The sequence below is a fragment of the Photobacterium pectinilyticum genome (genome assembly GCF_024357955.1).
In the GTDB taxonomy this organism is placed as follows: Bacteria; Pseudomonadota; Gammaproteobacteria; order Enterobacterales; family Vibrionaceae; genus Photobacterium; species Photobacterium pectinilyticum.
The window spans coordinates 25,100-50,114 of record NZ_JANEYT010000015.1 but is presented as its reverse complement, the minus strand read 5'-3'; the positions used below and the strand labels follow the sequence as shown (position 1 = coordinate 50,114).

Below are 25,015 nucleotides of genomic sequence, written 5' to 3'. Positions count from 1 at the left end.
CGATAACTAATAGATGAATTTAGGGTACTACAGTTTGTAACCTGTAGCCACAATATATACCTCACGAGAGCGATCTCGTGACGAATCTGGCTTACGAATTTTGACTGCCTTGAACATACTACGCACTTCTGCCAGATATTGGTCAAAGCCTTCACCTTGGAAAACTTTAACCGCAAAGCTGCCATCAGGCGCAAGTACTTGTCTACACATATCTAATGCTAGTTCAACAAGATACATAGCTCTAGGCTGATCTGAAGCCAAGTTGCCACTCATGTTCGGTGCCATGTCAGATAACACGACATCAACCATATCCGGCTTGATACGCTCAAGCAGCGCATCCAAGACTGCCTCCTCTCGAAAATCCCCCTGCAGAAAGCTCACACCAGGTAGCGAGTCCATTGACAAGATGTCACAGGCAATCACCTGCCCCTCATCACCAACAACCTCTGCCGCATACTGTGACCACCCACCAGGAGCCGCTCCCAAATCGACCACGGTCATGCCGGGCTTCAGGAGCTTATCTTTGTTTTGAATTTCTTCGATTTTAAAAATCGCGCGAGAGCGGTAGCCCTTTTTTTGAGCTTCTAGAACATATTTGTCATCAAAATGTTCCTTCAGCCATCGGCCAGAACTGCCCGAATGTTTTTTCTTACTCATGATTTACCTAATGAGTTTGGGTACTTATCAAGTATACTCAGCAACACCACAAATGGCGTATACTAAACAAATTAGTCTTCTAGACTATATGGCGTTAGAATACGCGGTTTTCAACCCTAATTTAATAATAGAGCCGACATGAATCTAAGCACCAAGCAGAAGCAATACCTTAAAGGTCTTGCCCACAACCTAAAGCCTGTTGTCCTAATGGGCGCAAATGGCCTGACTGAAGCCGTGATTGCCGAAATTGAACTGGCACTTAACCACCACGAGCTTATCAAGGTTAAAGTGGCTGCTGAAGAGCGCGAGACCAAGGTTTTGATCGTTGACGCAATTGTTCGCGAAACCAAGGCAGAAAAAGTCCAAGTGATCGGTAAGACACTGGTACTGTACCGCCAGAGCGAAGAACGTAAGATCGAGCTTCCGCGCAAATAAAAAAGGCCGCCGCTGCGGCCTTTTTTATGCCTGTATCATGGCACGGAATGCCATGATCCATTCTTTACAGATACATTTAATAACACTTTAGTAATATTAAATGTAAGCAACTTCCGAAATTTCAAACTCACGCGCACCGCCCGGTGTGGTGATTGTCACTTCGTCATCCTGCATTTTACCGATAAGACCACGAGCAATCGGTGAGTTCACCGAAATACGACCGGCTTTGATATCTGCCTCGTCGTCACCCACGATCTGATACGTGACTTCTTCTTCTGTATCCACATCAATCAGGCTGACTGTCGTACCGAAGATCACTTTACCGGTGTTCTGTATCTTGGTGACATCAATCACCTGCGATACTGACAACTTGTACTCGATATCACGGATCTGCGCTTCACAGATACCCTGCTCTTCACGGGCAGCATGATATTCAGCATTCTCTTTCAGGTCACCCAATTCACGTGCTTCACCAATGGCCTGTGAAATGATCGGGCGACGCTTCATTAATACTTCCAGCTCTTCGCGTAGCAGCTTCTCGCCGCGTACCGTCATTGGAATCTTATCCATAACTCTTATTACCTCAACGCCCGTATAGCGACTGCTATTAGGCAAAACAAAGCCAGTCCGACAGGTTGGTCGAACTCAGCGATTACTAATGGGAACACTTCATTCTAAACAAAGATGCCCAAGAGATCATCCTGTTCATTGAGCGGCACACTTTACATGACAGGCGCTAGCTTATCGGTCAGAAATCATAAAAATTTCACAATTCATACGCCTAGCGCATGCCGTTTAAAATTTATGCGCTAAAGATCACAAAAACATTTAATAAAACAATTATTTCCGACTAAAAAAGCAAGAACAAAACCCTAAAAACAGCTAAAAAACGCCCCTAAAACCGAACTTTATTTAATACCTATAAACAACTGATATTAAAGACAATAAGCATCACAAAAAGATCGCAACCTATTGGAATAAAGTATTTTTCAGTTTTTTTTACTAACAGATCGGGCCAGAGACCAGTAAAAAGAACAGCATGCATTTAGCATTGATATGCATACAACAAAATAATTCCAAAAGGATTCGACAATGAACAAGAAACTGATTGCTCTAGCAGTAGCAGCAGCATCAATCTCTTCTGTAGCAACAGCAGCAGAAGTTTACTCTGACGAAACATCAAGCCTAGCAATTGGTGGTCGTTTTGAAGCACGTGCAGTAATGGCCGACAACGAAGCTGGCGACAGCAAAGTTTCTGATGCTACTCGTACTCGTATCAATGTTGCTGGTAAAACTGACATCACTGATTCAGTATACGGTATCGGCTTCTACGAAGGCGAGTTCACTGACGGCAACCAAGTTAACAACCGTCACATCAACGCAGGTATTGGCGGCGATTTCGGTCAAGTTGTTTACGGTAAGACTGACGGCTCTCTAGGCATGATCACTGACATGACTGATATCATGTCATACCACGGTAACGAAGCGGGTAACAAACTAGCTGCAGCTGACCGTACTGGCAACAACCTAGCATACGTGGGTTCTTTCGACCTTGGCGGTGACAACCTAGTTGTTAAAGCGAACTACGTATTCGACGATGGTGATGATACTGACGGTTACTCTGTTGGTGCAATCTACGCACTAGACATGGGTCTAGCATTCGGTGCGGGTTACGGCGAGCAAGACGGCCAAGTTGGTGATTCAACTGGTAAGCAAGCATTCGCTGGCGTTTCTTACACCTTCGGTGATTTCTACGTTGCTGGTCTTTACCAAGACGCACGTAACACTTCTGTATACAAAGATGCAAGCAAAAACAGCATCAACGTTAAAGAATCTACAGGTTACGAATTTGCTGCAGCTTACACTATGGGTAAAACTGTATTTGTTGCAACTTACAACTACCTAGAAGACACAGACAAGAACGTTGACCTACGTGACTCTCTTGCAATTGATGCAACTCACTACTTCAACAAGAACTTCCGTACGTACGCATCGTACAAGTTCAACATGCTAGACCAAGACTCTACAGCTGGTATCACTCGAGCTAATACTTCTGATGAGCTAGTTCTAGGTGCACGTTACGACTTCTAATCCAATTTGGATATAGAGCGTTAATGCAGCCTTTTCTAAGCACCGGCCTTCTGGCCGGTGTTTTTTTATGTTTGCAATCTCTTTTTATAGAGACTTTTTGTCCCCGCTCCAACAAGCTTTCCTGCCTCTGACTTTTTATCTGTCCCATATTGTTTATCATGGGTGTAATGAGAATCAAATATCCATGTTCAATATCTAATGTTCAAACTCATCGTTCAGAAAACAGGGGCCACAGATGCAACTGCCACTTCGTCTTGTACTTATAACAGCTAGCTTGTCGCTGCTTTCCCCCATGGCAGTCGGCCAACCCACTAATATAAATACAGCTGATCCTGAGCCAGCCTCAATGGCCCCTGCGACATTTCACCCAGATCTCCGCTCGCTACCCTACGGCAACGATACTGCCTTGCTCGTTGCAGATGCCAATACCGGCAAGATGCTTTATGCGCAGCGTGAGAACCAGTTTCAACCTCCTGCCAGTATCCAGAAAATGGTCACGGCACTGGCTGCCCAGCTATACCTCGGCAAGGACTACCGCTTTACTACCCAGCTAGAACAGCAAGAGGATGATATCGTGCTGCGCTTCAGTGGTGATCCCTCTTTATCACGCAAGCAGCTCACAGGGTTACTGGGCAAGCTCAAGGCCCATACTGGTAGCACCATCAAAGGGGACTTTCTGCTTAACGGCAGCCAGTTCAGTGGCTATGAGCAAGCGCCGGGGTGGCCGTGGGATATACTGGGGGTGTGCTATAGCGCGCCATCGAGCAGCCTGAGCCTTGAACACAACTGTGTACAGGGGGCACTATACAGCAATCGTCAAATCGGAGAGAGCACCAGGGTTAATATTCCCAACCACCAGCCACTGACCGTCACGACCAGTGCGCGAGTAACAACCAAGGAAGAGCAGAAAGCGAGTCATTGTGACCTTGAACTGGTTGATAAAGGAAGTAACCACTATCACTTGAGCGGCTGCCTAGTAAAGCGCGACAAGCCGCTGCCGCTCAATTTTGCGGTACAAGACACCGAAACCTATATCAGCCAAGTGATCATGGCTGAATTAAAACGTCTCGGGATCAAGCTAGAAGGTCAGATAAAGCGTGATGACAAAGCGACGGATACAAAGGGCAAGGTCATTGCAAACCACCAGTCAGCACCGCTGAACGAATTACTCGACCATATGGTCAAAAGATCCGACAACCTGTATGCCGATAATATTGCCAAGACCTTAGGCGCTGAGTATTTCAACCAGCCGGGCAGCTTTACCAACGGCAGCAAGGCCATAAAAGCGATCCTCAAGAAAGAAACCAATATCGACCTAGAGCGTGCAGTGATGGTCGATGGTTCAGGATTGTCCCGCAACAACCGAATGACAACAAGCCAAATGATGGAAGTGATCACTTACATCTACCAGCATAACGATGAGTTAGATCTACTGGCGACCATGCCCGTCAGCGGTCAAAGCGGCACCCTGCGCTACCGCCAGAGTCTCCGCCAGCAACCACTGAAGGGAAATATCCGCGCCAAAAGCGGCTCACTGTATGGCACCTATAACCTCGCCGGAATACTAACAACCCAGTCAGGTAAAACCCTGCTGTTTGTCCAGATGGTGAGTAACTACTTCCCGCCAGAACGCGATGAAAGCCAACCGGCTATTGCGCCGCCGATCGAAACGTTCGAGCGCACGTTATACCAAAGCCTATACAAGCAATACTGACACTAAAGTGTGTCGATAAGCTAAACAAAAAAGCGAGTGACTCATCGTCACTCGCTTTTTTATGGTCTAAATATTGAGGCAGTTTGGACTAGGCCAGCGCTAGGAATGCATTGACCGTCTTGAAGTAAATGATCATACCGGTAATATCGACTACCGATGCCAATACCGGGCTCACCAGTACCGCAGGATCAAGCTTGGCTGCACGGGCAATCATCGGAAGCACACCGCCTACCGTTGTCGACAGCACAACCTGCAAAGAAATGGCTACCCCGATGGCCATCGAGATATCCATCAGTTCCATACCGATAGGTAATGACGAGCCATCGCTGAACATCATCACGCGTCCCATGATAACCGCGGCCAAAACACCGGCGATCACCAGCGCAACTCGGAATTCCTTCCACATTACCTTGACCCAATCCCGGCAGCGTATCTCTTCCATTGCTAGGGCTCTGACAACCAAGGTTGCAGCCTGAGATCCGGTGTTACCACCAGCAGCCGCAATAACAGGCATGTACACGGCCAGAAGTACCAGCTGGCTCAGGGTATCTTCGTAGTGAGAGATGATAAGACCCGATACAATACCCAGCAACGCCAAGCCAACAATCCAGCCAATACGCTCACGCACGTGGCTAAATACACTGTTTTGCAGATAGTGACCTGCAGGCTCCGCTTCCGAACAAATTAAGCCCAGGCCGTTAGCCAAGTGACGCATACAAACTTCTTCATCCATATCATCAAGCAGATCCAACAAGATCTGTACATGGCGAAGTGGGATCTCATGCAAGATAGCAATCGCTTCTGAAATAGGCATCTTGACCAGCAATTTGGCTTGTTCTTCGATGTCATATTTCAAAAACGCGTTGCGTACGGCCAGAACATCGTTCTCAGCCAAGTTTTCGTTTACTAGCACAGCATCAGCTGCATAGTTCATTACCGCCATGGCGAATCTCCCGATTAGCTAACAGTAACGACCACCAGAAACCGCCATGACACGGCGCGAATGTGCTAGTTCCTATCTGCAGAGATATAAAAACGATCTACAGACAGAAAAAAGCCTGTCATTCACCACACATTGGCGAGATTCTATATTGAGATAATGGCTGGGAAAACCGAGGAAAAGTATGTTTGAAAAGGGTCATCTAAAGATGAGAAGTAACAGACTATTCCGAACCTGAGGCTAGTTCGGAATCATTGGAGACCGACACCGTTAACAGGTTTGATTTTCCACCTTCATACTCGGGGGATGGTCGGTATCGTTCATCTAAGTCTCCAAAAAAAATAAGTATCGCTTATGCGATGCGGCTAATTGTACGCGCTTCAGTTGAGGGTTGCAAAAGGATTTTCAATTACAAATGACACAAAGTATTAATGGCATCACAGTTATACAAAACCATGACAGTTAGGTGAATTCCGCTTCTTTTAGATAACAAAACGGCCTGCTATGCAGGCCGTTTGTTCATTAATTCGCGCTAACTAAAACCGAGGTTACGCGTTTTTGATGCGAGCATGTAACTCTTGTACTGAAGTTACCTTGTTACGGTCATCAGCACTCCAAGCCATACACGTTGCAAAGGCAGCGTTCAGCGTCGTGGTGTAGTTCACCTTCTCAGCCAAGGCACCGCGACGAAGAACTTTCGAATCTTCAATCGCCTGGCGGCCTTCCGCAGTATTCACAATGTACGAGTACTCGTTGTTCTTGATACGGTCAAGAATATGAGGACGACCTTCATGTACTTTGTTCACCAAGCGAGGGTTGATACCGGCTTCACCAAGAACGACCGCAGTACCATGCGTTGCGTCAAGCTCGTAGCCTTGCTTAACCAGCTTGGAAGCTAGGTCAACCACACGTTGCTTGTCGTTACCGCGAACAGACAATAGAGCACGTCCTTTCGCTTGTTTCTCTTTACCACAGCCAAGCTCAGCTTTGGCAAACGCTTCTGCAAACGTATCGCCAACACCCATAACCTCACCGGTAGAGCGCATTTCAGGGCCAAGCAGTGGGTCAACGCCCGGGAATTTGTTGAACGGCAATACCACTTCTTTTACAGAGTAGTACGGCGGGATGATCTCTTTGGTAAAGCCCTGCGACTCAAGAGACTGACCAGCCATTACACGTGCAGCGATTTTCGCCAGCGGTGCGCCTGTAGCCTTCGAAACGAATGGTACCGTACGCGCAGCACGCGGGTTAACTTCAATCAGGTAGACTTCGTTGTCTTTCACCGCGAACTGGGTGTTCATTAGACCACGTACGCCCAATTCGAACGCTAGCTTCTCAACTTGCTGGCGCATCACATCTTGGATGTCTTGGCTTAGCGTATACGCTGGTAGCGAACATGCTGAGTCACCAGAGTGAACACCTGCCTGCTCGATGTGCTCCATGATACCGCCGATAACCACACGCTCACCGTCGCAGATAGCATCAACGTCAACTTCGATTGCATCATCAAGGAAACGGTCTAGTAGAACCGGCGATTCATTCGATACGCTAACCGCTTCATTGAAGTAACGGCGTAGGTCTTGCTCGTCGTATACGATTTCCATCGCACGGCCACCCAGGACGTATGACGGACGTACAACCAGAGGGAAACCAATTTCTTTTGATTTCTCAACAGCCTGCTCCATAGTCGTTACGGTTGCATTTTCAGGCTGTAGCAGGCCAAGACGCTCAACAGCAGCTTGGAAACGCTCACGGTCTTCTGCACGGTCAATGGCATCAGGGCTGGTACCGATAATCGGCACGCCTGCCGCTTCAAGTGCACGAGCCAGTTTCAGTGGTGTTTGACCACCGTACTGAACGATAACACCTTTTGGCTTCTCGACACGGACGATAGCAAGTACATCTTCCAACGTTACCGGTTCGAAGTACAGGCGGTCAGATGTGTCGTAGTCAGTCGAAACTGTCTCTGGGTTACAGTTAACCATGATGGTTTCGTAACCGTCTTCACGCAGCGCAAGCGAAGCGTGTACACAGCAGTAATCGAACTCGATACCTTGACCAATACGGTTCGGGCCACCACCCAATACCATGATTTTATCTTTATCCGTTGGCTGTGATTCACACTCTTCATCGTAAGATGAGTACATGTACGCCGTGTCCGAAGAGAATTCAGCAGCACAGGTATCAACACGCTTGTAGACTGGGTGAATGTCGAACTTATCACGCAGTTTGCGGATTTCAGATTCAGCCACACCCAACAGTTTCGCCAAACGCGCATCGGCAAAACCTTTACGCTTCAGCTTACGCAGTACGTCTGCATTCAGGCCAGCAAAACCGCCCTCTTTAACCGCTTGCTCTTCTTTTACAATATCTTCGATTTGTACCAGGAACCAACGATCAACATTGGTTAGGTTGAATACGCCATCAACTGACATACCAGCACGGAAGGCATCGGCGATATACCAAATACGCTCAGAGCCCGCATCTTTTAATTCATGACGAATGGTTGTTAGCGCGTCTGGCGCGTCTAGGTCAACCATTTCATCAAAGCCGTTAGCGCCAACTTCTAGGCCGCGTAACGCTTTTTGCATTGATTCTTGCTGGTTACGGCCAATCGCCATCACTTCACCAACAGACTTCATCTGAGTCGTCAGGCGGTCGTTCGCACCCGCGAACTTCTCGAAGTTAAAACGAGGGATCTTAGTCACAACGTAGTCGATGGTTGGTTCGAACGAAGCCGGTGTTGCGCCGCCAGTGATGTCGTTCATCAGTTCGTCTAGGGTAAAGCCAATAGCCAGTTTCGCGGCTACTTTTGCAATCGGGAATCCCGTCGCTTTCGATGCCAATGCAGAAGAACGAGATACACGCGGGTTCATCTCGATGATAACCATACGGCCATCTTTCGGGTTGATACCAAACTGTACGTTCGAACCACCTGTTTCAACACCGATTTCGCGCAATACCGCTAGCGATGCATTACGCATTAGCTGATATTCTTTGTCTGTCAGTGTTTGGGCTGGGGCAACGGTGATGGAGTCACCGGTGTGGATCCCCATGGCATCGAAGTTTTCAATCGTACAAACAATGATACAGTTATCATTCTTATCACGAACAACTTCTGTCTCGTACTCTTTCCAGCCAATCAGTGATTCATCGATAAGCAGTTCGTTCGTCGGTGACAAATCCAAGCCACGGCGACAAATTTCTTCGAACTCTTCTTTGTTATAGGCGATACCACCACCGGTACCACCCATAGTGAACGATGGACGGATGATACAAGGGAAGCCAACCATATCGAGAACTTTGTAAGCTTCTTCCATGGTTTTCGCAGTATCAGCACGCGGACACTCAAGGCCAATCGACTTCATCGCTTTATCGAAGCGAGAACGATCTTCGGCTTTATCAATCGCGTCAGCCGTAGCACCAATCATTTCCACGCCGAACTCTTCCAGTACGCCGTGTTTCTCAAGATCAAGTGCACAGTTCAGTGCCGTCTGGCCACCCATGGTAGGAAGAACGGCATCCGGGCGCTCTTTTTCAATGATTTTGCGTACCACTTCCCAGTGGATTGGCTCGATGTAAGTCGCATCGGCCATGTCTGGGTCAGTCATGATAGTAGCTGGGTTCGAGTTAACCAGGATAACTCGGTAGCCTTCTTCACGTAGGGCTTTACACGCCTGAGCGCCTGAGTAATCGAACTCACAGGCCTGACCGATAACGATCGGGCCAGCACCTAGGATTAGAACACTTTGAATATCTGTACGTTTTGGCATTGCTTACTACTCCGGCTTAGGCGCTGTGCTGCTTAATTAGGTCAATGAAGTGATCAAATAGTGGCGCTGCATCGTGCGGGCCTGGGCTTGCTTCAGGGTGGCCCTGGAAGCTAAATGCCGGCTTGTCAGTACGATGGATACCCTGTAGCGAACCGTCAAACAGTGACTTGTGGGTCGCTCGCAGGTTGTCAGGCAGCGTTGCTTCATCAGCGGCAAAGCCGTGGTTCTGTGAGGTGATCATGACAACATCGCGGTCAAGATCTTTAACTGGGTGGTTGGCACCATGGTGGCCAAATTTCATTTTCACTGTTTGTGCACCAGAAGCCAGAGCCAGGATCTGGTGGCCTAGACAGATACCGAATACCGGTAGACCTTTATCTAGGAACACTTTGGTTGCTTCAATCGCATAGGTACATGGCTCTGGGTCACCAGGGCCGTTTGATAGGAATACACCATCTGGGTTCAGGGCCAATACTTCTTCTGCAGAAGTTTGGGCAGGAACCACTGTCAAACGACAGCCACGGTCAACCAGCATACGTAAGATATTGCGCTTGGCACCAAAGTCATACGCCACAACGTGGTATGGCAGTTCGCTGTCATCTTTGGCCTCAGGCAGGCCGCCTTCCAGCGTCCAAGATCCCTGCTTCCACTGGTATGCTTCAGAGGTTGTGACCTCTTTAGCCAAGTCCATGCCTTTCAGGCCTGGGAACTCTTTCGCTTTTGCCTGTGCCAGCGCTTCGTCCAGGTTGTTACCCGCAACGACACAGCCGTTTTGTGCGCCTTTCTCGCGAAGTAGGCGAGTTAGCTTACGGGTATCGATATCGGCAATGCCAACGATGTTCTGGGACTTCAGGTAATCAGAAAGGGTCTGTTGATTACGGAAGTTAGAAGCAATAAGAGGGAGGTCACGAATTACCAGGCCTTGGGCGTGGATAGAGGAGGATTCTTCGTCTTCGGAGTTGGTTCCGGTATTTCCAATATGGGGATAAGTAAGAGTAACAATCTGCTGAGAATAAGAAGGGTCAGTGAGAATTTCCTGATACCCCGTCATCGAGGTGTTAAAAACAACTTCACCAACGGCCGAACCATCTGCCCCAATGGACACGCCGCGGAACACTGTCCCATCTTCAAGGACTAACAGCGCTGATTTGCTCAAGACAACCTCCAAAAAATATAAAAATGCAGTTAAAACAGATAAAGTTGCAATTACCCATTCCATACAAAGTCAAAACCCGAGTCAAGCCGAATTTTGACAAATTGCGCGCATTCTAGTTATGGCGACAGAATCTGTCAACAGATCACGAAAAATATAATTATTTTTTAGCCACCTCATAGCTAAAACCATTAGAAGCTGGCAAAAGAACAAGAAAACCCCAGCATTGATCGGTCTTTTTTTCACCGCCGATCCAGTTTATCGTTTGCCTAAATCACAAAAAAAACAAAAACAAAAAAACAGCATCAAACCGCCATCAAAGGCACACTTTGCACCGCTTTTTAAGCACAAAGGCCAGCAATTAGAACAAACACGGTAAAATACGACACAAAGACAAGAAAATACAGTCTACATTCTACCCCCTAACCAAGACGCTAAACGAACGAGAAGAAAGTGGCTGAATATGCACTCATCAAGCATAACGGCAGTGCCGAACCGGTAAGAAATTTCCCTCGGGAATGGTTTGCACGACTCCTTGTTCTACATCATCGCAGCCATTAACCGGCATCACACCCGCTAAGGAATAAAAAAAACCGGCCAATTGGCCGGTCTATTCTGGAAGATTTACAGCTCATCGAGCCCTAGCACGTCCTGCATGGTGTAAAAACCCGCAGGTTTACTGTGGAGCCAGGCAGCTGCCCGGACGGCACCATTAGCAAACGTCATCCTATCAGTCGCCTTGTGGGTTATTTCAACCCGTTCACCAATATCAGCAAACATCGCGGTATGCTCGCCGACAATATCGCCGGCACGGATAGTGGCAAAACCAATTTCGTCACGGCTTCGTTCACCAGTGATCCCTTCTCTCGCATAAACGGCCACATCGCTCAGCTTGTTGCCCATAGCGCCTGCAATTGCCTCGCCCATACCTATCGCCGTACCAGACGGTGCATCGACTTTATGACGGTGGTGAGCTTCGATCACTTCGATATCGCAGTAATCTCCCATCACCTTGGCGGCTTTCTCCAGCAACTTAAACACCAGGTTGACGCCGACACTGTAGTTTGGCGCCATCACAACAGGCACCGACTGCGCAGCCTTGTCGATCTGGGCACGCTCTTCATCGCTGAAGCCCGTAGTGCCGATAACGATTTTCTTACCGTGCTGCTGGCAGAAGGCCAAGTTCGCTAGTGTCGCGACAGGTGCTGTGAAGTCGATAAGTACATCAAAGTCGTCGGAGGCCTTGACCAAGTCCTCGACGATAATCACCGATACCGGGCCAATGCCCGCTAACTCACCGGCATCCGCACCAATCAGTGTTGACTCGGGACGCTCGGTCGCTGCACCCAATACCGCCTGCTCGGACAAATGTGTCGCTTTCAGTAACTGACGGCCCATACGTCCTGCTGCGCCAGCAATCGCAATTCTAACCATTGCGTTTCATCTCCCTGGTTCTGTTTGGTATTACTCTCTGGCTCCCAATGTAGCCTGTTGAGAACGATAAAAAAAGCCCCAGCAATGGCTGGGGCTAATAAATCCAAAAAGCACACTGCCGACGGCTAGTGCTTAGACGTTCCTGACCTGCAACTCGCGCGGCACTTCAAAGAACATGTTCTCTTCTCGGCCGGACAATTCCTCTACACTAGCATCGGTCAGTGATTGGATCCGGGCGATAATCTGGTTAACCAGCTCTTCCGGCGCCGATGCCCCGGCAGTAATACCGATTTTCGCTTTGCCATCAAACCATGCCTGATCGATATCTTCCGGACAATCAGTCAGAAAGCCCGGCGTGCCAAGTTTCTCGGCCAGCTCACGCAAGCGATTGGAGTTTGATGAGTTCTTCGAACCAACCACGATCATGACATCGACATCCGTCGCCATTTCACGTACTGCATCTTGTCTGTTCTGGGTCGCATAACAGATATCGTCTTTACGTGGACCCTGGATCTCAGGGAACACTTCGCGCAGCTTGGTGATGACATCAGCCGTTTCATCAACTGATAAGGTCGTTTGACTCACGTAGTGCAAATTACTTGGATCTTTCACACTCAACGCTTCGACATCTTCTGGCTTCTCGACCAGATACATGCCGCCAGTCTCACTGGCATACTGCCCCATGGTGCCTTCCACTTCTGGATGGCCAGCATGGCCAATCAGTACCACTTCCATGCTGCGGCGGCTAGCACGGGCGACTTCCATATGGACTTTGGTTACCAACGGGCAAGTTGCATCGAACACGGTCAGCTGACGTGCCTTGGCTTCGTTGCGCACAGCCTGCGATACCCCGTGGGCAGAGAAAATGACAATATTGTCATCCGGTACTTCATGCAGCTTTTCGACAAAAATGGCACCGCGCTGCTTGAGGCCTTCAACCACAAAGCGGTTATGGACAACTTCATGGCGAACATAAATTGGCGGCTGATACATATCCAGCGCACGCTCAACAATACTGATGGCTCGGTCAACACCGGCACAAAAACCCCGAGGGTTCGCGAGTAAGATTTTCATTGCTAACGACTCTTAGTTTTCAATGGCAACGACTTCCACGTCGAAAGTCACACGCTGCCCTGCTAGCGGGTGGTTGAAATCAACGGTCACAGAATCACCGAGAACTTCCGTAATAATGCCCGGGATATCACTGCCATCAGGTCCGGCAAAGGCGATAATGTTGCCGACTTCGGCAGGGGCATCAGTACCAAATTTGGTACGGTCAACATGGTGGATATTATCAGGATTGGGTAAGCCGAACGCGTCTTCAGGCGCAAGATCGAAGCTGCTTTTCTGCCCCAGAGCCAACCCCAGCAAGCATTTTTCGAAATTATCGGTCAGGCTGCCATCTCCCATGGTAAATTTTGCCGGTTTGCCCATCGACTGGGTTGAATCTGCCACAGAACCATCTTCTAGCTTGATGGCAAAATGCATAAGAACTTCACTGCTTTCCGTAATAACCGGCATGTAGGATCCCTTCTAGAATATTTTATCCGCCCATTTAACAACAAAGCGCCGCCCGTATCAACGGGCGGCGCTTTGGGTTATAAGCTCAGGCAAGGCTAGTGTTTGACGGTTTGCTTCTTTTTGTCTTTGTCAGACAGAAAACCTTCGAGGATGATCAATCCGGCACCAATACATATCCCCATATCAGCGATATTAAAGGCTGGCCAGTGGTAGGTACCCACATAAAAGTCCAAGAAGTCGACGACAAAGCCATGGTATAAGCGATCAAACAGGTTACCCAACGCGCCGCCAATGATCAGGGCATAGGAGACATTCGCGAGCTTGTGGCTTGCCGGAAGCTTTCGCATCCAGAACATCAACATGGCACAAACCCCGAGGGCTATCGCCGCGAACAACCAACGCTGCCAACCGCCAGCATCACTCAGAAAGCTAAATGCCGCACCTGTATTATGCACATACAGCAAGTTAAAGAATGGCAGCAGCTCAATACGGTTTGGCCAACCGTATTCCATTGTATTCATCACCAGCAACTTGCTGGCGATATCAATAACAAAGACCAGAGCCGCCAGCCATAGCCAGCGAACCCCAGATTGTTTCAGCGATAGTCTGTTCTCAGACGATAACTTACTCATTAGGCAAACTTACGCTCTTCACCTTCACCTTCGACATTGCTGACACAGCGACCACACACTTCTTCGTGGCCTTCGATAGTGCCAACATCGGCAACGTGGTGCCAGCAACGGTCACACTTCGCTGCTTCAGACGCTGAAACAGTCACAAACAGACCGTCAACGTCAGTTTCTTGTGCGCCTTCTGGCTTGCTGTCAGCAACAACGACTTCTGCTTTTGATGTTAGCAGAACAAAACGCAGTTCATCTTCCAGCTTGTTCAGCTTGGCAGCCAATGCTTCCGACGCGTGCAGCGTAATTTCAGCCTGCAGTGCACCACCAATCACTTTGTCTTTACGTGCGCCTTCAAGCAGTTTGTTCACCGCACCACGCACGGTCTGGATTTCAGCCCAGAACTCGTTGTTCAGCGCTTCGCCTTCTGCGAGACCGAATAGTCCTTCGAACCACTCACCGGTAAACACGAATTTATCGCGCTGGCCTGGCATTTCGTTCCAGATCTCATCGGCCGTGAACGACATGATAGGCGCCATCCAGCGAACCAAGGCTTCTACGATGTAGTATAGTGCGGTCTGACAGCTGCGCTGCGCATGGCCACCTTGTTTTGCTGTGTACTGGCGATCTTTAATCACATCCAGGTAGAAAGAACCCATTTCAACCGAGCAGAACTGCATCAGGCGCTGGGTAACAGTATGCAGGTTGTACTCATCATATGCTTTGATGATTTCTTCCTGCGCAGCCATTGCACGGCCTACAGCCCAGCGATCCAGTGCGACCATCTCTTCTGGGGCAACCAGGTCAGTTTCTGGGTTGAATCCGCTTAGGTTCGCCAAGAAGAAACGTGACGTGTTACGGATACGGCGGTAAGCATCAGCTGAACGCTTCAAGATCTCGTCAGATACAGCCACTTCACCAGTGTAGTCCGTTGACGCAACCCACAGACGCAGGATATCGGCACCTAGCTTGTTGGTTACATCTTTCGGCGCAACAACGTTACCGATAGATTTCGACATCTTACGGCCCTGGCCATCAACCACGAAGCCGTGGGTCAGTACTTGTTTGTATGGCGCGACACCTTTCATCGCTACCGACGAAATCAGGGACGATTGGAACCAACCACGGTGCTGATCAGAACCTTCAAGGTATAGATCGGCACTGTTGCCGTTGTATTCTTCGCGGCTATCAACGACCGAGAAGTGAGTCACACCCGAGTCGAACCATACGTCCAAGGTATCAAGTACTTTCTCGTACTTAACCGCATCGTCTTCGCTCATGACGTCTGCTAGATCAAGGTCCCACCAAGCTTGGATGCCTTTCTGCTCAACAAGCTGCGCGACTTTCTCGATCAGCTCTGCGCTGTTCGGGTGTAGATCTTGCGTTTCTTTGTGAACGAACAGGGCAATTGGCACACCCCAAGTACGCTGGCGAGAGATACACCACTCAGGACGACCTTCAACCATACCTTCGATACGGCTCTGGCCCCATTCAGGCATCCACTCTACAGCTTTAATTTCTTCCAACGCTTTCGCACGCAGACCAGCCTGATCCATCGAGATGAACCACTGAGGAGTCGCACGGAAGATGATTGGCGTCTTGTGGCGCCAGCAGTGCGGGTAGCTGTGCTCGTAAGCGTGGTGATGCAATAGCGCACCGTGTTCTTTCAAGGTTTCAACAACGGCATCATTCGCTTTGAATACATGCTGACCGGCAAATAGCTCGGTATCTGGCAGGTAAACACCGTTGCTACCAACAGGGTTCGCCACTTCTAGGCCGTATTTCTGGCCTACCGCGAAGTCTTCCTGGCCGTGGCCTGGTGCGGTGTGTACACAACCCGTACCAGATTCAGTCGTTACGTGATCGCCTAGGATCACCGGTACGTTAAAGCTGTAGAACGGGTGGTTGAATTGCATCAACTCCAGATCAGCACCTTTACAGAAACCTAGGTTGTGGAAGTGTTCGATTCCCGCACGGTCTAGGACATCTTTCGCTAGCTCAGCCGCTACGATCAGACGCTCTTTCTTCTCACCTTCAACCTGAATAAGTACGTATTCCAGATCGTCACGAACCGCAACAGCACGGTTTGCTGGCAAGGTCCAAGGTGTCGTGGTCCAGATCACGATAGAGATATCGCCTTCACCGGTATGGCCATCAGCACACTGGAATTTCGCAACAGTTGCTGCTTCATCAGCCGCTTTAAAGCGAACATCGATAGAAGGCGAGACTTTATCTTTGTATTCTACTTCCGCTTCTGCCAGTGCAGAGCCACAATCAGTACACCAGTGAACGGGCTTGAAGCCTTTAAGCAGGTGACCCTGATCGGCAATTTTACCTAGCGAGCGGATAATGTTGGCTTCGGTGCCAAAGTCCATAGTACGGTATGGCTTATCCCACTCCCCCAGTACGCCCAGACGCATAAAGCTTTCTTTCTGGCCTTCAACCTGACCGGCAGCATAAGTACGGCACTTTTCACGGAATTCCGCAGCCGTTACCTTCTGGCCCGGCTTGCCGACTTTCTTCTCTACCATCAGTTCGATAGGAAGACCGTGACAATCCCAACCAGGAATGTATGGCGCATCAAAGCCAGACAGAGTCTTTGACTTAATAATAATGTCTTTAAGAATCTTGTTTAGCGCGTGACCAATGTGAATATCACCGTTGGCATATGGAGGGCCATCGTGCAGTACGAAGGATTTTTTACCCTTCTTGGCTTTACGAATTTCACCGTAAAGATCTTCATCGTACCAACGCTTAAGCATTGCAGGCTCACGCTGAGCTAGGTTGCCTCGCATCGGAAACCCTGTTTCAGGCAGGTTCAGGGTATCTTTATAGTCGCTCATTGATTCTCGATTCCGTTACTTGGGCGAAGTTGGACATTATTACGCTCAGTCAGCCACACCCGTGCTGACTGGGCATCACGCTCGATTTGTGCTTTCAACGCATCAAATGATTCAAATTTTATCTCGTCGCGCAGCTTATGGCATAACACGACGTCAATCTGGGTCCCGTAGAGATCAGATTGGAAATCAAATAGGTGCACTTCCAGTTGGCGGCGCACACCATTTACTGTCGGTCGTCGACCGACATTGGCCACCCCGGCAAGCGGTGTATCGGCCACGCCGTGGACTTCGACGGCATAAACGCCAGAAACCGGTGAGACCCGGCGTTTTAGTGGGACGTTGGCTGTCGGGAACCCGATAGTCCGTCCTAATTTTCTACCATGGGAGACACGTCCGCTAATACTGAACGGGCGCCCTAGCATGGACTCTGCCAGCTCAAGCTGATCGTCGGCCAAAGCCTGACGGATAGCGGTACTGCTGACACGCTGCTCGGAGACACAGAAACTCTGAGTACTCACAACCGTAAAGCCATATTCTTTACCAGCCGCTTGCAACATGGCGAAGTTCCCGCTGCGACCTTTGCCGAAACGAAAATCGTCACCAACTACCAGAAACTTAACACCCAATTGCTCAACCAACAAGCGGCGGACAAAATCTTGTGCCGACAGGCTGGCAAAATGGTGATTGAAATTCACGCACAGAAAACGCGCCAAGCCTTGCGCTTTTAAGCGTAAGTACTTGTCGCGAAAGCGAGTTAGTCGAGCTGGTGCGTCATCACCAGCAAACAGTTCCTGAGGTTGGGGTTCAAAGCTCATGACTGTCGCCGGACAGCCCAGCTCCTTCGCCTTGGCCATGACATTGCTAAGCACTGCCTGGTGACCTAGGTGAACACCATCAAAATTACCAATCGTTAGCACGCAACCGCGGTGCCTTGGCTGGATATTATGTATTCCTCGGATCAATTCCATGCGTCAAGTTCATTTTCGCAGAGTGAAAAACTGACGGATTATATACCCAAACCCCTGCCTTATGCATCAACCAGCGAGATTTTATCAGTGATTTATCACCTCTCGCTGGCTCTTTCGGCTTGGTTAACTGGCTGCACGCAGGTGACGGGGGCGAATCCCCATCAGCATGACAGCCACCAGATAAACGCCAGCACCTACGCCGATCAACCCAGCCAACCACATCGCCCGGTTCAGGAAGCTCCATTCCAGCCAGACGGCCATGCCAGGCAATAACCACAGCAGTGCACCGGCCATTACAGCACCGGCAATGACAAGGCGGATAACAAACCATAGGGTCTCGGCTGTCACTTTATAGACGCCAGTCATGTGCAAACCGCGGTACAGCAGCGCCGCATTGACCAACGCCGACAATGCGGTAGCCATCGCCAGACCGACGTAACCGTAGAAATAAGCGAAAATGGCATTGAAGAACATATTGGTGATCATAGCGACAATACCGAACTTCACCGGAGTCTTAGTGTCTTGCCTTGCGTAGTAGCCCGGAGCCAACACCTTAATCAGCATAAAGTTAAGTAAGCCGGACGCATAGGCCAACAAAGACATCGACGCCTGATGAACATCGTTAGGGCTGAACTCGCCACGCATAAACAGCACCATCAACATCGGCTTGGCCAGTACCATCAAACCGAGCATTGCCGGGAGACCGAGCAGCAGCACCATGCGTACCCCCCAGTCCATAGTATGGGCAAATTGCTCCGGACTTTGATCAACATGCTTGCGTGACAGCGCAGGCAAGATCACCGTGGCAATAGCAATACCGAACAGGCCAAGCGGAAACTCCAGCAAACGATCGGAGTAATACAACCAACTGATCGAGCCGGTAGCGAGGAAACTGGCTATAAAGGTATCAAACAACAGATTGATTTGACTGACAGAAACACCGAACAGTGCTGGGATCATCAGGGTGCGGATCTTCACCACACCTGGGTCATGCCATCCCCACTTGGGTTTCACCAGCATGCCTTCTTTATATAGGAAGGGCAGCTGGAACAAGAACTGGATCAGCCCCCCTAAGAATACCCCTAGCGCCAAACCAATTTCTGGCTGGCTCAAATTCGGTGATACGAACCAAGCACAACCAATGATGGCGACATTAAGAAAAACCGGGGTAAAGGAGGAAACGGCAAATTTGCCCAGCGTGTTGAGGATCGCCCCCGACAGCGCGACAAAAGTAATAAACCACAAATATGGAAACGTGATTTTCAGCAACAAGCTAGCCAACTCGAACTTCGGCGCCGAGGGCCCATCGTTGAGCCAATCGAGAAACCAACCCGCCCCGAATAAGGCTGTCACAACGCCCGAACCCAATATGCCCAGCAAGGTAACAATAGAAACAATCATCCCCAAGGTACCCGATGCCCTCGCTATCAACTGGCGGGTACGGTCTACCTCACCAGAGGCATGGTATTCAGTCAGAACAGGGACAAAGGCTTGGGAAAAGGCTCCCTCGGCGAACAGCCGCCGCAGGAAGTTAGGGATCTTATTGGCAAAGAAGAAAACATCGGCCGCAGCACCGGCCCCCATCAGGTTGGCGACCACCACATCTCGCACTAAACCAAGTACCCGAGAGACCAATGTCATGGTGCTGACAATCAGTCCTGAGCGCAAAAGACGCTTGCTCACAAAAAAAACCTCATAAAGATGGCCCCAAAAGGTGACTTCCGTAGCCAAATGCTGGTAAAATCTGCCGCCATATTAACCGTGTTATTCCGCAAGTGCCAATTCAATTGGTTAGGCGGTTATTTGCACAAATCATTTGACAATCACGGGCAAAAGAGGCATAGTCCTCGGCCTTAAAATGTCACCGTACCAAGTTTTGGAGTTATACCCTTGGCTAACATCAAATCTGCTAAGAAACGTGCGATCACTTCAGAAAAACGTCGCCAGCACAACGCTAGCCGTCGTTCTATGATGCGTACTTTCTTCAAGAAAGTTATTGCTGCTATCGAAGCGGGCAACAAAGAAGCTGCTACTCAAGCTTTCAATGAAATGCAACCTGTTATGGACCGCATGGCTACTAAAGGCCTGATCCACAAAAACAAAGCTGCACGTCATAAAGCTCGTCTAGCTGCTAAAATCAAAGCTCTTTAATTTGAGTTTATGATTTCGATAAAAAAACCGGCGTAAGCCGGTTTTTTTATATCTGCCTCTCAACAATTGCTGCACTGTCAGGTCCCGCAATACATCTTGTGTAACAACTGTATCATCGCTTTGACCTCATCGCTCTTGAGGCGATAATAGACCGTCTGAGCAACCTTCCTTGTCTCTACCAGGCCATCACGCCGCAACCAGGCCAGATGCTGCGATAGCGCTGATTGGCTAAGCCCCAGTCGCTCACTCATCATACCAACCGACATTTCTTCTTCCAGCAAGTAACACAGGATAAATAAACGTCGCTCGTTGGCCATTGCTTTTAGCAGAGCTACGGCTTTAGGGGCATTTTGCTCCATTTGCTGTAGTTCCATACTGCTACCACCTGTCAATTAAGTTAACGCTAATGTACTTAATTTAAAGGTGGTTTTCTAGCACACAGTATGGATATTTGAATCAAACGAACAAAAATGCAACCTTATTTAAACAGTTTCCTAAAGTCTGCCTCACATATCCGCTTAACCGCTGGGTGCATGATCATCCGTTCAGCGAAAATCACGTAGTATTCTTCGCGAATTTCCTTCACCCGCTTCACCTCGCGGATATTGTGGCTGGTATCTTCCAGCTCTGCGGCATAAATCGACGGCGCAACGAACATCGACTGCTGATACAAGCCAAACGCTTTCATCAAGGCGGCATCATCAAATTCACCAAGGATATTCGGTGTAATACCCATCTGATCGAACCAATGGATAAGCTTACGCCCCATTGCCGTACGCCGGCCCGGGATCAGCAACTTGTAATCCTCTATGCAAGCAGGGAAGTTCAGCGGCTTATCCGGATCGGTACAAAAGAAGCTCATCGTCGACTCCCCCAGCTTCTTACTGTATAGGCCTGGGCTCTGGGTAGAGTCCACCGGACAGTCAGACAGAATCATATCCAGCTTGTGCTGTGATAGCTGCTCTAGCAACATTTCATGGGTTGATTCATAACAGCGCAGGTGAATACGCTCATCTTCCGGCAAGCCCTCCATCAAGACCTTGCTGACCAGGCGTTTTGACAGTGCATCAGCGACACCCACTTCCAGCAGCAGATTCTCGCGCTGGGTGTAGTTGACGATATCCAGCATTTCGTAACTAAGATCGAACATCTTATCGGCATACTTGAAAACCAGCTGACCCAGTTCGGTCGGTTCGATATTACGGCCAACCCGTTTGGTCAATTTACCTTTGAGGCGCTCTTCCAGCGCTCTGATCTGTCCGGTAACCGTCTGTGGGGCCAAAAACAACGCATCGGCAGCTTTGGTAACCGAGCCCTGCTTGCAGACCATCCAAAAATAATAAAGGTGGTTGTAGTTAAGGTGAGACATGTTTAGCAACCATTTTCCATATGCATGTGTATTTCCAATCGGGATGGGCAAGGGCCAACGTAGAGGTTGAGTAGCCGAGTACAAGAAGAGTTTACGGTAACGTCGTCAAGTTACCAAAATACTGATTGGAAATTCGACTGCCTTAAAAATAAAAAACCCAGAAGTCAGCTTACGCTTAGCTTCTGGGCGCTTCAACCGTAATCAATCATTCACAAATGAAATATTACACTTATTCAGTTTTCATCTATCAAAAAAAATGTTTGTTGCTCGGTAGTTGAATATTTTTTCTGCTCAATCGATGTCATTTTTCGATAGCGCTCACCAACCCGCTGCTCAAGAGCCCTGGAGCGGAATGCGCTGTCGCTTTCAGCCATAGCCGTGGTCTCAGCTGCCGACTTAGCTTGGTTCAAACCAGCCAGGTAAGCCTGACAGATGTCAGAGCTACTGTCTTGGTTACAGTTTTGATAATCTGGCACAGCCATCACTGAAGTTGACATCATGATCCCAACAACAATCAATGCGCGTTTCATATTACACCTCCGTTTTCCTTGGCAACAGCGCTAGGCAACGAACGGCTTAGCATCATGTACCCCACTACAGCTGATATCGTCGACCCCAACAAAATCCCTAGACGAGAGTAGGTACTGAAATCCTCTGGTGCACCGACAAAGGCCAGCGACGAAATGAAGATGGACATGGTAAAACCAATACCACACAGTACTGACACCGAAAAAATCTGCCTAAATCCAATACCTTCCGGCATAGTAGCCATCCCGGCTTTAATCGCCAAGTAACTAGCGGTGAAGATACCTAGCGGCTTGCCAATCATCAGGCCAAGGGCGATACCCAGTGGTAACATCGATGTCAGGCCAGACAAAGAGACCCCTTCTAGCGAGATCCCAGCATTGGCAAAAGCGAACAGCGGCAGGATCAGGAATGCGACATACGGATGGAGGGCATGCTCCATTTTTTTGAGCGGTGAATGCTCATCCGATAAACCATTTTCACCGGATAGCGGAATAGCAAAGCCCATTACGACACCCGCCAGCGTTGCGTGGACACCAGATTTAAGCACGCTGACCCAAAGGATCAAACCAACCACCACGTACCAGGACACCTTGGTAACATTTCTAGCATTCATGACAAACAGAGCTGCTGTTGCCGCAAAAGCCACAGCCAACGCCAAGGTTGACAGATCGCTGCTATAGAACAGGGCAATGATCACGATAACACCAAGATCATCGATAATGGCCAGTGCCAATAAAAAGACCTTCAGAGTTACCGGCACACGACTACCAAGCAGGGCCATGATACCCAAAGCGAAAGCAATATCTGTTGCAGCCGGAATAGCCCAGCCTTGTATCGCCAACGGATCAGAAAAGTTAAAAAGCACATAGACCAATGCGGGTGCAATCATACCACCGACAGCTGCAATCGCTGGGAAAATCGCTTTTTCCTTAGTGTTTAGTGCCCCTTCAATTAACTCACGCTTGACTTCCAAGCCAATAAGCAGGAAAAACACCGCCATCAGGCCGTCGTTGATCCAATGGGAAATAGATAAGCCTGCAACATAAGTGTGCAGAGTGCCGTTATATAAATCCTGCAACGGAGAGTTTGCTATCAACATGGCCACTGCTGCCGCGATGATCAGGATAATCCCACCAGCAGATTCTAGTTTTAAGAATTTACGAATCGCATCGGTCATGGACCGGAACTCCTTTGCATGAAACAAATGTCACAAGAAAAATGTAAATTTAGTTTAGACGTCACAGCACTATATTGTTAAATCGTTTGTTCAGAACATAAACATCGGTAAAACCGAGTAATAATACCTTCAATACATGCAATAACCGTACTGTTTTATTTACACTGTCATACTTGTCATTTATGACGGCTCAAAAAACCATCGGCTACTCATTCACTCTAAAAAAAAGTACATTTACAAGAGAAAAAAATTTAACGTCACCATGAAACAACCAACTTAAAAATAAACAATAAAAATCAGCATCTTAATTTCAAGGTAAAATATTCATTACACCGAGGATCGCGTCTTAACCTCGCAAAAAGAGCACAAACTTACTCCGTGACAGCAGTTGTCATATTTCTGAAATAATCGTTCTCTACCATCGCCCTCAGATTTCAAAAATATGAAACCAAAACGACATATTCCTGTCATGGAGAAATGATTATGACTACCCAAGCCACTACTGCTGAACAGCCAATGAGCAGCTCTATGCATTGGGTCCGCTGGGCAAACCTAGCGTTCATGCTATACCTTCTACTTGTTGCCGTTTCTGTTGTCAGCGGTGGCTTCAAGATGGCGGTTGGCGATCAAGCGAAAACGCTCTTTGAATTTGCCTCGCATCCGGTTGCCGGCTTAATGATTGGTCTTATCGCAACGGCGCTAACTCAATCGTCAAGCACAACAACCTCTATTACCGTTGGTTTGGTTGCTGGCGGCCTGCCGGTTGAAACCGCTATTCCGATGATTATGGGCGCCAACATTGGCACAACAACCACTAATACCTTGGTGAGCTTAGGCCATGCCCGCTGTAAAGAAGAATTTCGCCGTGCGTTTGCTTCTGCAACGATTCACGACGTATTCAACCTAATCGCAGTGGCAATCTTTCTTCCTCTGGAAATTATGTTCGGCCTTATGGATCGTATCTCAGAGTGGCTGGTATCGCCAATGGCCGCTGCCGGTGACATGAGTGCGGCCAACGGTTTCAACTTTATGAAGACCCTGACAGGCCCGGCGACAGACCTGTTCAAGTCTGTCGGCACGATGTTCTCTCCTACTATTGGCGGTATCGTGATGATCGTGATGGGTATTGCCATTATCATGACGTCAATCAGCTTAATGGGTAAACTAATGCGTAAGCTGATGGTTGGACGCGCCCGCGACATCCTGAAATCAGCTATCGGTCGTGGTCCAATTCACGGTATTGCTTCTGGCAGTGTTGTGACAATTTTGGTGCAATCATCTTCTACCACCACTAGCCTTATGGTTCCACTGGTAGGCACTGGCGTCCTGAAAGTACGTGAGGTTTATCCGTTCACCGTCGGTGCGAACATCGGTACCTGTATCACAGCCCTTATCGCAGCAACATCTGCAAGTGGTGAGTTCGCGGTATTTGCTCTGCAAATCGCATTGGTCCACCTAGTATTCAACATTATGGCGACTCTGGTTGTGTTCGGTATCCCATTCCTACGAGAACTGCCAGTGAAAGGTGCTTTCTGGCTGGGCGATGTTGCCGCAAAAAACAAGATGGCCGTTGTGGCTTACCTAGGCACTGTTTTTGTTCTAGTACCTGGCATTATCTTGGCTCTTACTGCCTAAGCACAA

Annotated in this window: 21 protein-coding genes; 5 read left to right on the top strand and 16 right to left on the bottom strand. The window is 48.8% G+C overall.

Annotation, left to right across the window (positions count from 1 at the left end; genetic code table 11):
- Positions 1–27: 27 nt before the first annotated feature.
- Positions 28–657, bottom strand: coding sequence for a 23S rRNA (uridine(2552)-2'-O)-methyltransferase RlmE (gene rlmE / locus NHN17_RS08805; RefSeq protein ID WP_255041945.1), 630 nt, complete (start codon positions 655–657; stop codon positions 28–30).
- A gap of 138 nt (positions 658–795) precedes the next feature.
- Between rlmE and yhbY the strand changes: the two genes are divergently transcribed.
- Positions 796–1,092 carry a ribosome assembly RNA-binding protein YhbY gene (gene yhbY / locus NHN17_RS08800; protein ID WP_107300350.1) on the top strand — a complete coding sequence of 99 codons (297 nt, stop codon included), beginning with the start codon at positions 796–798 and terminating at the stop codon, positions 1,090–1,092.
- Positions 1,093–1,188: 96 nt separating this feature from the next.
- On the opposite strand, the gene greA is transcribed toward yhbY, so the two are convergent.
- On the bottom strand, positions 1,189–1,662 hold the full coding sequence (gene greA, locus NHN17_RS08795; RefSeq protein WP_255041943.1) for a transcription elongation factor GreA: 474 nt from the start codon (positions 1,660–1,662) through the stop codon (positions 1,189–1,191).
- Positions 1,663–2,184: 522 nt separating this feature from the next.
- On the opposite strand from greA, the gene NHN17_RS08790 reads away from it, so the two are divergent.
- Both NHN17_RS08790 and dacB read left to right on the top strand, forming a co-directional pair.
- A complete protein-coding gene (locus NHN17_RS08790) occupies positions 2,185–3,183 on the top strand; it encodes a porin (RefSeq protein ID WP_255041942.1) in 999 nt (332 codons plus the stop codon).
- 235 nt (positions 3,184–3,418) lie between these two features.
- A complete protein-coding gene (gene dacB / locus NHN17_RS08785) occupies positions 3,419–4,897 on the top strand; it encodes a serine-type D-Ala-D-Ala carboxypeptidase (RefSeq protein WP_255041941.1) in 1,479 nt (492 codons plus the stop codon).
- Positions 4,898–4,985: 88 nt separating this feature from the next.
- On the opposite strand, the gene NHN17_RS08780 is transcribed toward dacB, so the two are convergent.
- The 10 genes from NHN17_RS08780 to murJ form a co-directional block, all read right to left on the bottom strand.
- Positions 4,986–5,840, bottom strand: a complete 855-nt coding sequence (locus NHN17_RS08780; protein ID WP_255041940.1) for a magnesium transporter — start codon at positions 5,838–5,840, stop codon at positions 4,986–4,988.
- Positions 5,841–6,385: 545 nt separating this feature from the next.
- A complete protein-coding gene (gene carB, locus NHN17_RS08775; protein ID WP_255041938.1) occupies positions 6,386–9,610 on the bottom strand; it encodes a carbamoyl-phosphate synthase large subunit in 3,225 nt (1,074 codons plus the stop codon).
- A gap of 16 nt (positions 9,611–9,626) precedes the next feature.
- Entirely contained in the window at positions 9,627–10,766 is a 1,140-nt protein-coding gene (carA, locus tag NHN17_RS08770) for a glutamine-hydrolyzing carbamoyl-phosphate synthase small subunit (protein WP_255041936.1), read from the bottom strand.
- A gap of 621 nt (positions 10,767–11,387) precedes the next feature.
- Positions 11,388–12,197: a 4-hydroxy-tetrahydrodipicolinate reductase gene (gene dapB / locus NHN17_RS08765; RefSeq protein WP_255041935.1), complete on the bottom strand. Its 810-nt coding sequence runs from the start codon at positions 12,195–12,197 to the stop codon at positions 11,388–11,390.
- Between the two features lie 132 nt (positions 12,198–12,329).
- Entirely contained in the window at positions 12,330–13,271 is a 942-nt protein-coding gene (gene ispH / locus NHN17_RS08760) for a 4-hydroxy-3-methylbut-2-enyl diphosphate reductase (RefSeq protein WP_255041934.1), read from the bottom strand.
- A gap of 12 nt (positions 13,272–13,283) precedes the next feature.
- Entirely contained in the window at positions 13,284–13,718 is a 435-nt protein-coding gene (fkpB, locus tag NHN17_RS08755; RefSeq protein ID WP_255041933.1) for an FKBP-type peptidyl-prolyl cis-trans isomerase, read from the bottom strand.
- A 95-nt stretch (positions 13,719–13,813) separates the two neighbouring features.
- A complete protein-coding gene (gene lspA, locus NHN17_RS08750; RefSeq protein WP_255041931.1) occupies positions 13,814–14,350 on the bottom strand; it encodes a signal peptidase II in 537 nt (178 codons plus the stop codon).
- Positions 14,350–17,181: an isoleucine--tRNA ligase gene (ileS, locus tag NHN17_RS08745; protein ID WP_255041929.1), complete on the bottom strand. Its 2,832-nt coding sequence runs from the start codon at positions 17,179–17,181 to the stop codon at positions 14,350–14,352. The genes lspA and ileS overlap by 1 nt, the downstream gene beginning before the upstream one ends.
- Entirely contained in the window at positions 17,178–18,149 is a 972-nt protein-coding gene (ribF, locus tag NHN17_RS08740) for a bifunctional riboflavin kinase/FAD synthetase (protein WP_255041927.1), read from the bottom strand. The genes ileS and ribF overlap by 4 nt, the downstream gene beginning before the upstream one ends.
- A gap of 123 nt (positions 18,150–18,272) precedes the next feature.
- The gene (gene murJ, locus NHN17_RS08735) at positions 18,273–19,832 is read right to left on the bottom strand and encodes a murein biosynthesis integral membrane protein MurJ (protein WP_255041926.1); all 1,560 of its coding nucleotides are present in this window, start codon (positions 19,830–19,832) and stop codon (positions 18,273–18,275) included.
- A 207-nt stretch (positions 19,833–20,039) separates the two neighbouring features.
- Here murJ and rpsT point away from each other — a divergent pair, with 207 nt between their 5' ends.
- On the top strand, positions 20,040–20,300 hold the full coding sequence (rpsT, locus tag NHN17_RS08730; RefSeq protein WP_255041925.1) for a 30S ribosomal protein S20: 261 nt from the start codon (positions 20,040–20,042) through the stop codon (positions 20,298–20,300).
- Between the two features lie 77 nt (positions 20,301–20,377).
- Here the strand turns inward: rpsT and NHN17_RS08725 are convergent, their stop codons facing one another.
- From NHN17_RS08725 to nhaA, 4 genes are all read right to left on the bottom strand, one after another.
- The gene (locus tag NHN17_RS08725) at positions 20,378–20,674 is read right to left on the bottom strand and encodes an ArsR/SmtB family transcription factor (protein ID WP_107350705.1); all 297 of its coding nucleotides are present in this window, start codon (positions 20,672–20,674) and stop codon (positions 20,378–20,380) included.
- A 104-nt stretch (positions 20,675–20,778) separates the two neighbouring features.
- Positions 20,779–21,669 (bottom strand): transcriptional activator NhaR, encoded by an 891-nt coding sequence (nhaR, locus tag NHN17_RS08720; protein ID WP_255041922.1) that lies wholly within the window; start codon positions 21,667–21,669, stop codon positions 20,779–20,781.
- Between the two features lie 233 nt (positions 21,670–21,902).
- The gene (locus NHN17_RS08715; RefSeq protein WP_255041921.1) at positions 21,903–22,199 is read right to left on the bottom strand and encodes a hypothetical protein; all 297 of its coding nucleotides are present in this window, start codon (positions 22,197–22,199) and stop codon (positions 21,903–21,905) included.
- Entirely contained in the window at positions 22,196–23,374 is a 1,179-nt protein-coding gene (nhaA, locus tag NHN17_RS08710; protein WP_255041920.1) for a Na+/H+ antiporter NhaA, read from the bottom strand. Before nhaA ends, NHN17_RS08715 begins: the two co-directional genes overlap by 4 nt.
- A gap of 483 nt (positions 23,375–23,857) precedes the next feature.
- Between nhaA and NHN17_RS08705 the strand changes: the two genes are divergently transcribed.
- A complete protein-coding gene (locus NHN17_RS08705; protein ID WP_255041919.1) occupies positions 23,858–25,009 on the top strand; it encodes a Na/Pi symporter in 1,152 nt (383 codons plus the stop codon).
- The last annotated feature ends 6 nt before the right edge of the window (positions 25,010–25,015 follow it).

Excerpts from the sequence above, each read along its gene's own strand:
- rlmE (WP_255041945.1), bottom strand. The coding sequence starts at position 657 with ATGAGTAAGAAAAAACATTCGGGCAGTTCTGGCCGATGGCTGAAGGAA.
- yhbY (WP_107300350.1), top strand. The coding sequence starts at position 796 with ATGAATCTAAGCACCAAGCAGAAGCAATACCTTAAAGGTCTTGCCCAC.
- greA (WP_255041943.1), bottom strand. The coding sequence starts at position 1,662 with ATGGATAAGATTCCAATGACGGTACGCGGCGAGAAGCTGCTACGCGAA.
- NHN17_RS08790 (WP_255041942.1), top strand. The coding sequence starts at position 2,185 with ATGAACAAGAAACTGATTGCTCTAGCAGTAGCAGCAGCATCAATCTCT.
- dacB (WP_255041941.1), top strand. The coding sequence starts at position 3,419 with ATGCAACTGCCACTTCGTCTTGTACTTATAACAGCTAGCTTGTCGCTG.
- NHN17_RS08780 (WP_255041940.1), bottom strand. The coding sequence starts at position 5,840 with ATGGCGGTAATGAACTATGCAGCTGATGCTGTGCTAGTAAACGAAAAC.
- carB (WP_255041938.1), bottom strand. The coding sequence starts at position 9,610 with ATGCCAAAACGTACAGATATTCAAAGTGTTCTAATCCTAGGTGCTGGC.
- dapB (WP_255041935.1), bottom strand. The coding sequence starts at position 12,197 with ATGGTTAGAATTGCGATTGCTGGCGCAGCAGGACGTATGGGCCGTCAG.
- ispH (WP_255041934.1), bottom strand. The coding sequence starts at position 13,271 with ATGAAAATCTTACTCGCGAACCCTCGGGGTTTTTGTGCCGGTGTTGAC.
- fkpB (WP_255041933.1), bottom strand. The coding sequence starts at position 13,718 with ATGCCGGTTATTACGGAAAGCAGTGAAGTTCTTATGCATTTTGCCATC.
- lspA (WP_255041931.1), bottom strand. The coding sequence starts at position 14,350 with ATGAGTAAGTTATCGTCTGAGAACAGACTATCGCTGAAACAATCTGGG.
- ileS (WP_255041929.1), bottom strand. The coding sequence starts at position 17,181 with ATGAGCGACTATAAAGATACCCTGAACCTGCCTGAAACAGGGTTTCCG.
- ribF (WP_255041927.1), bottom strand. The coding sequence starts at position 18,149 with ATGGAATTGATCCGAGGAATACATAATATCCAGCCAAGGCACCGCGGT.
- NHN17_RS08725 (WP_107350705.1), bottom strand. The coding sequence starts at position 20,674 with ATGGAACTACAGCAAATGGAGCAAAATGCCCCTAAAGCCGTAGCTCTG.
- nhaR (WP_255041922.1), bottom strand. The coding sequence starts at position 21,669 with ATGTCTCACCTTAACTACAACCACCTTTATTATTTTTGGATGGTCTGC.
- NHN17_RS08715 (WP_255041921.1), bottom strand. The coding sequence starts at position 22,199 with ATGAAACGCGCATTGATTGTTGTTGGGATCATGATGTCAACTTCAGTG.
- nhaA (WP_255041920.1), bottom strand. The coding sequence starts at position 23,374 with ATGACCGATGCGATTCGTAAATTCTTAAAACTAGAATCTGCTGGTGGG.
- NHN17_RS08705 (WP_255041919.1), top strand. The coding sequence starts at position 23,858 with ATGACTACCCAAGCCACTACTGCTGAACAGCCAATGAGCAGCTCTATG.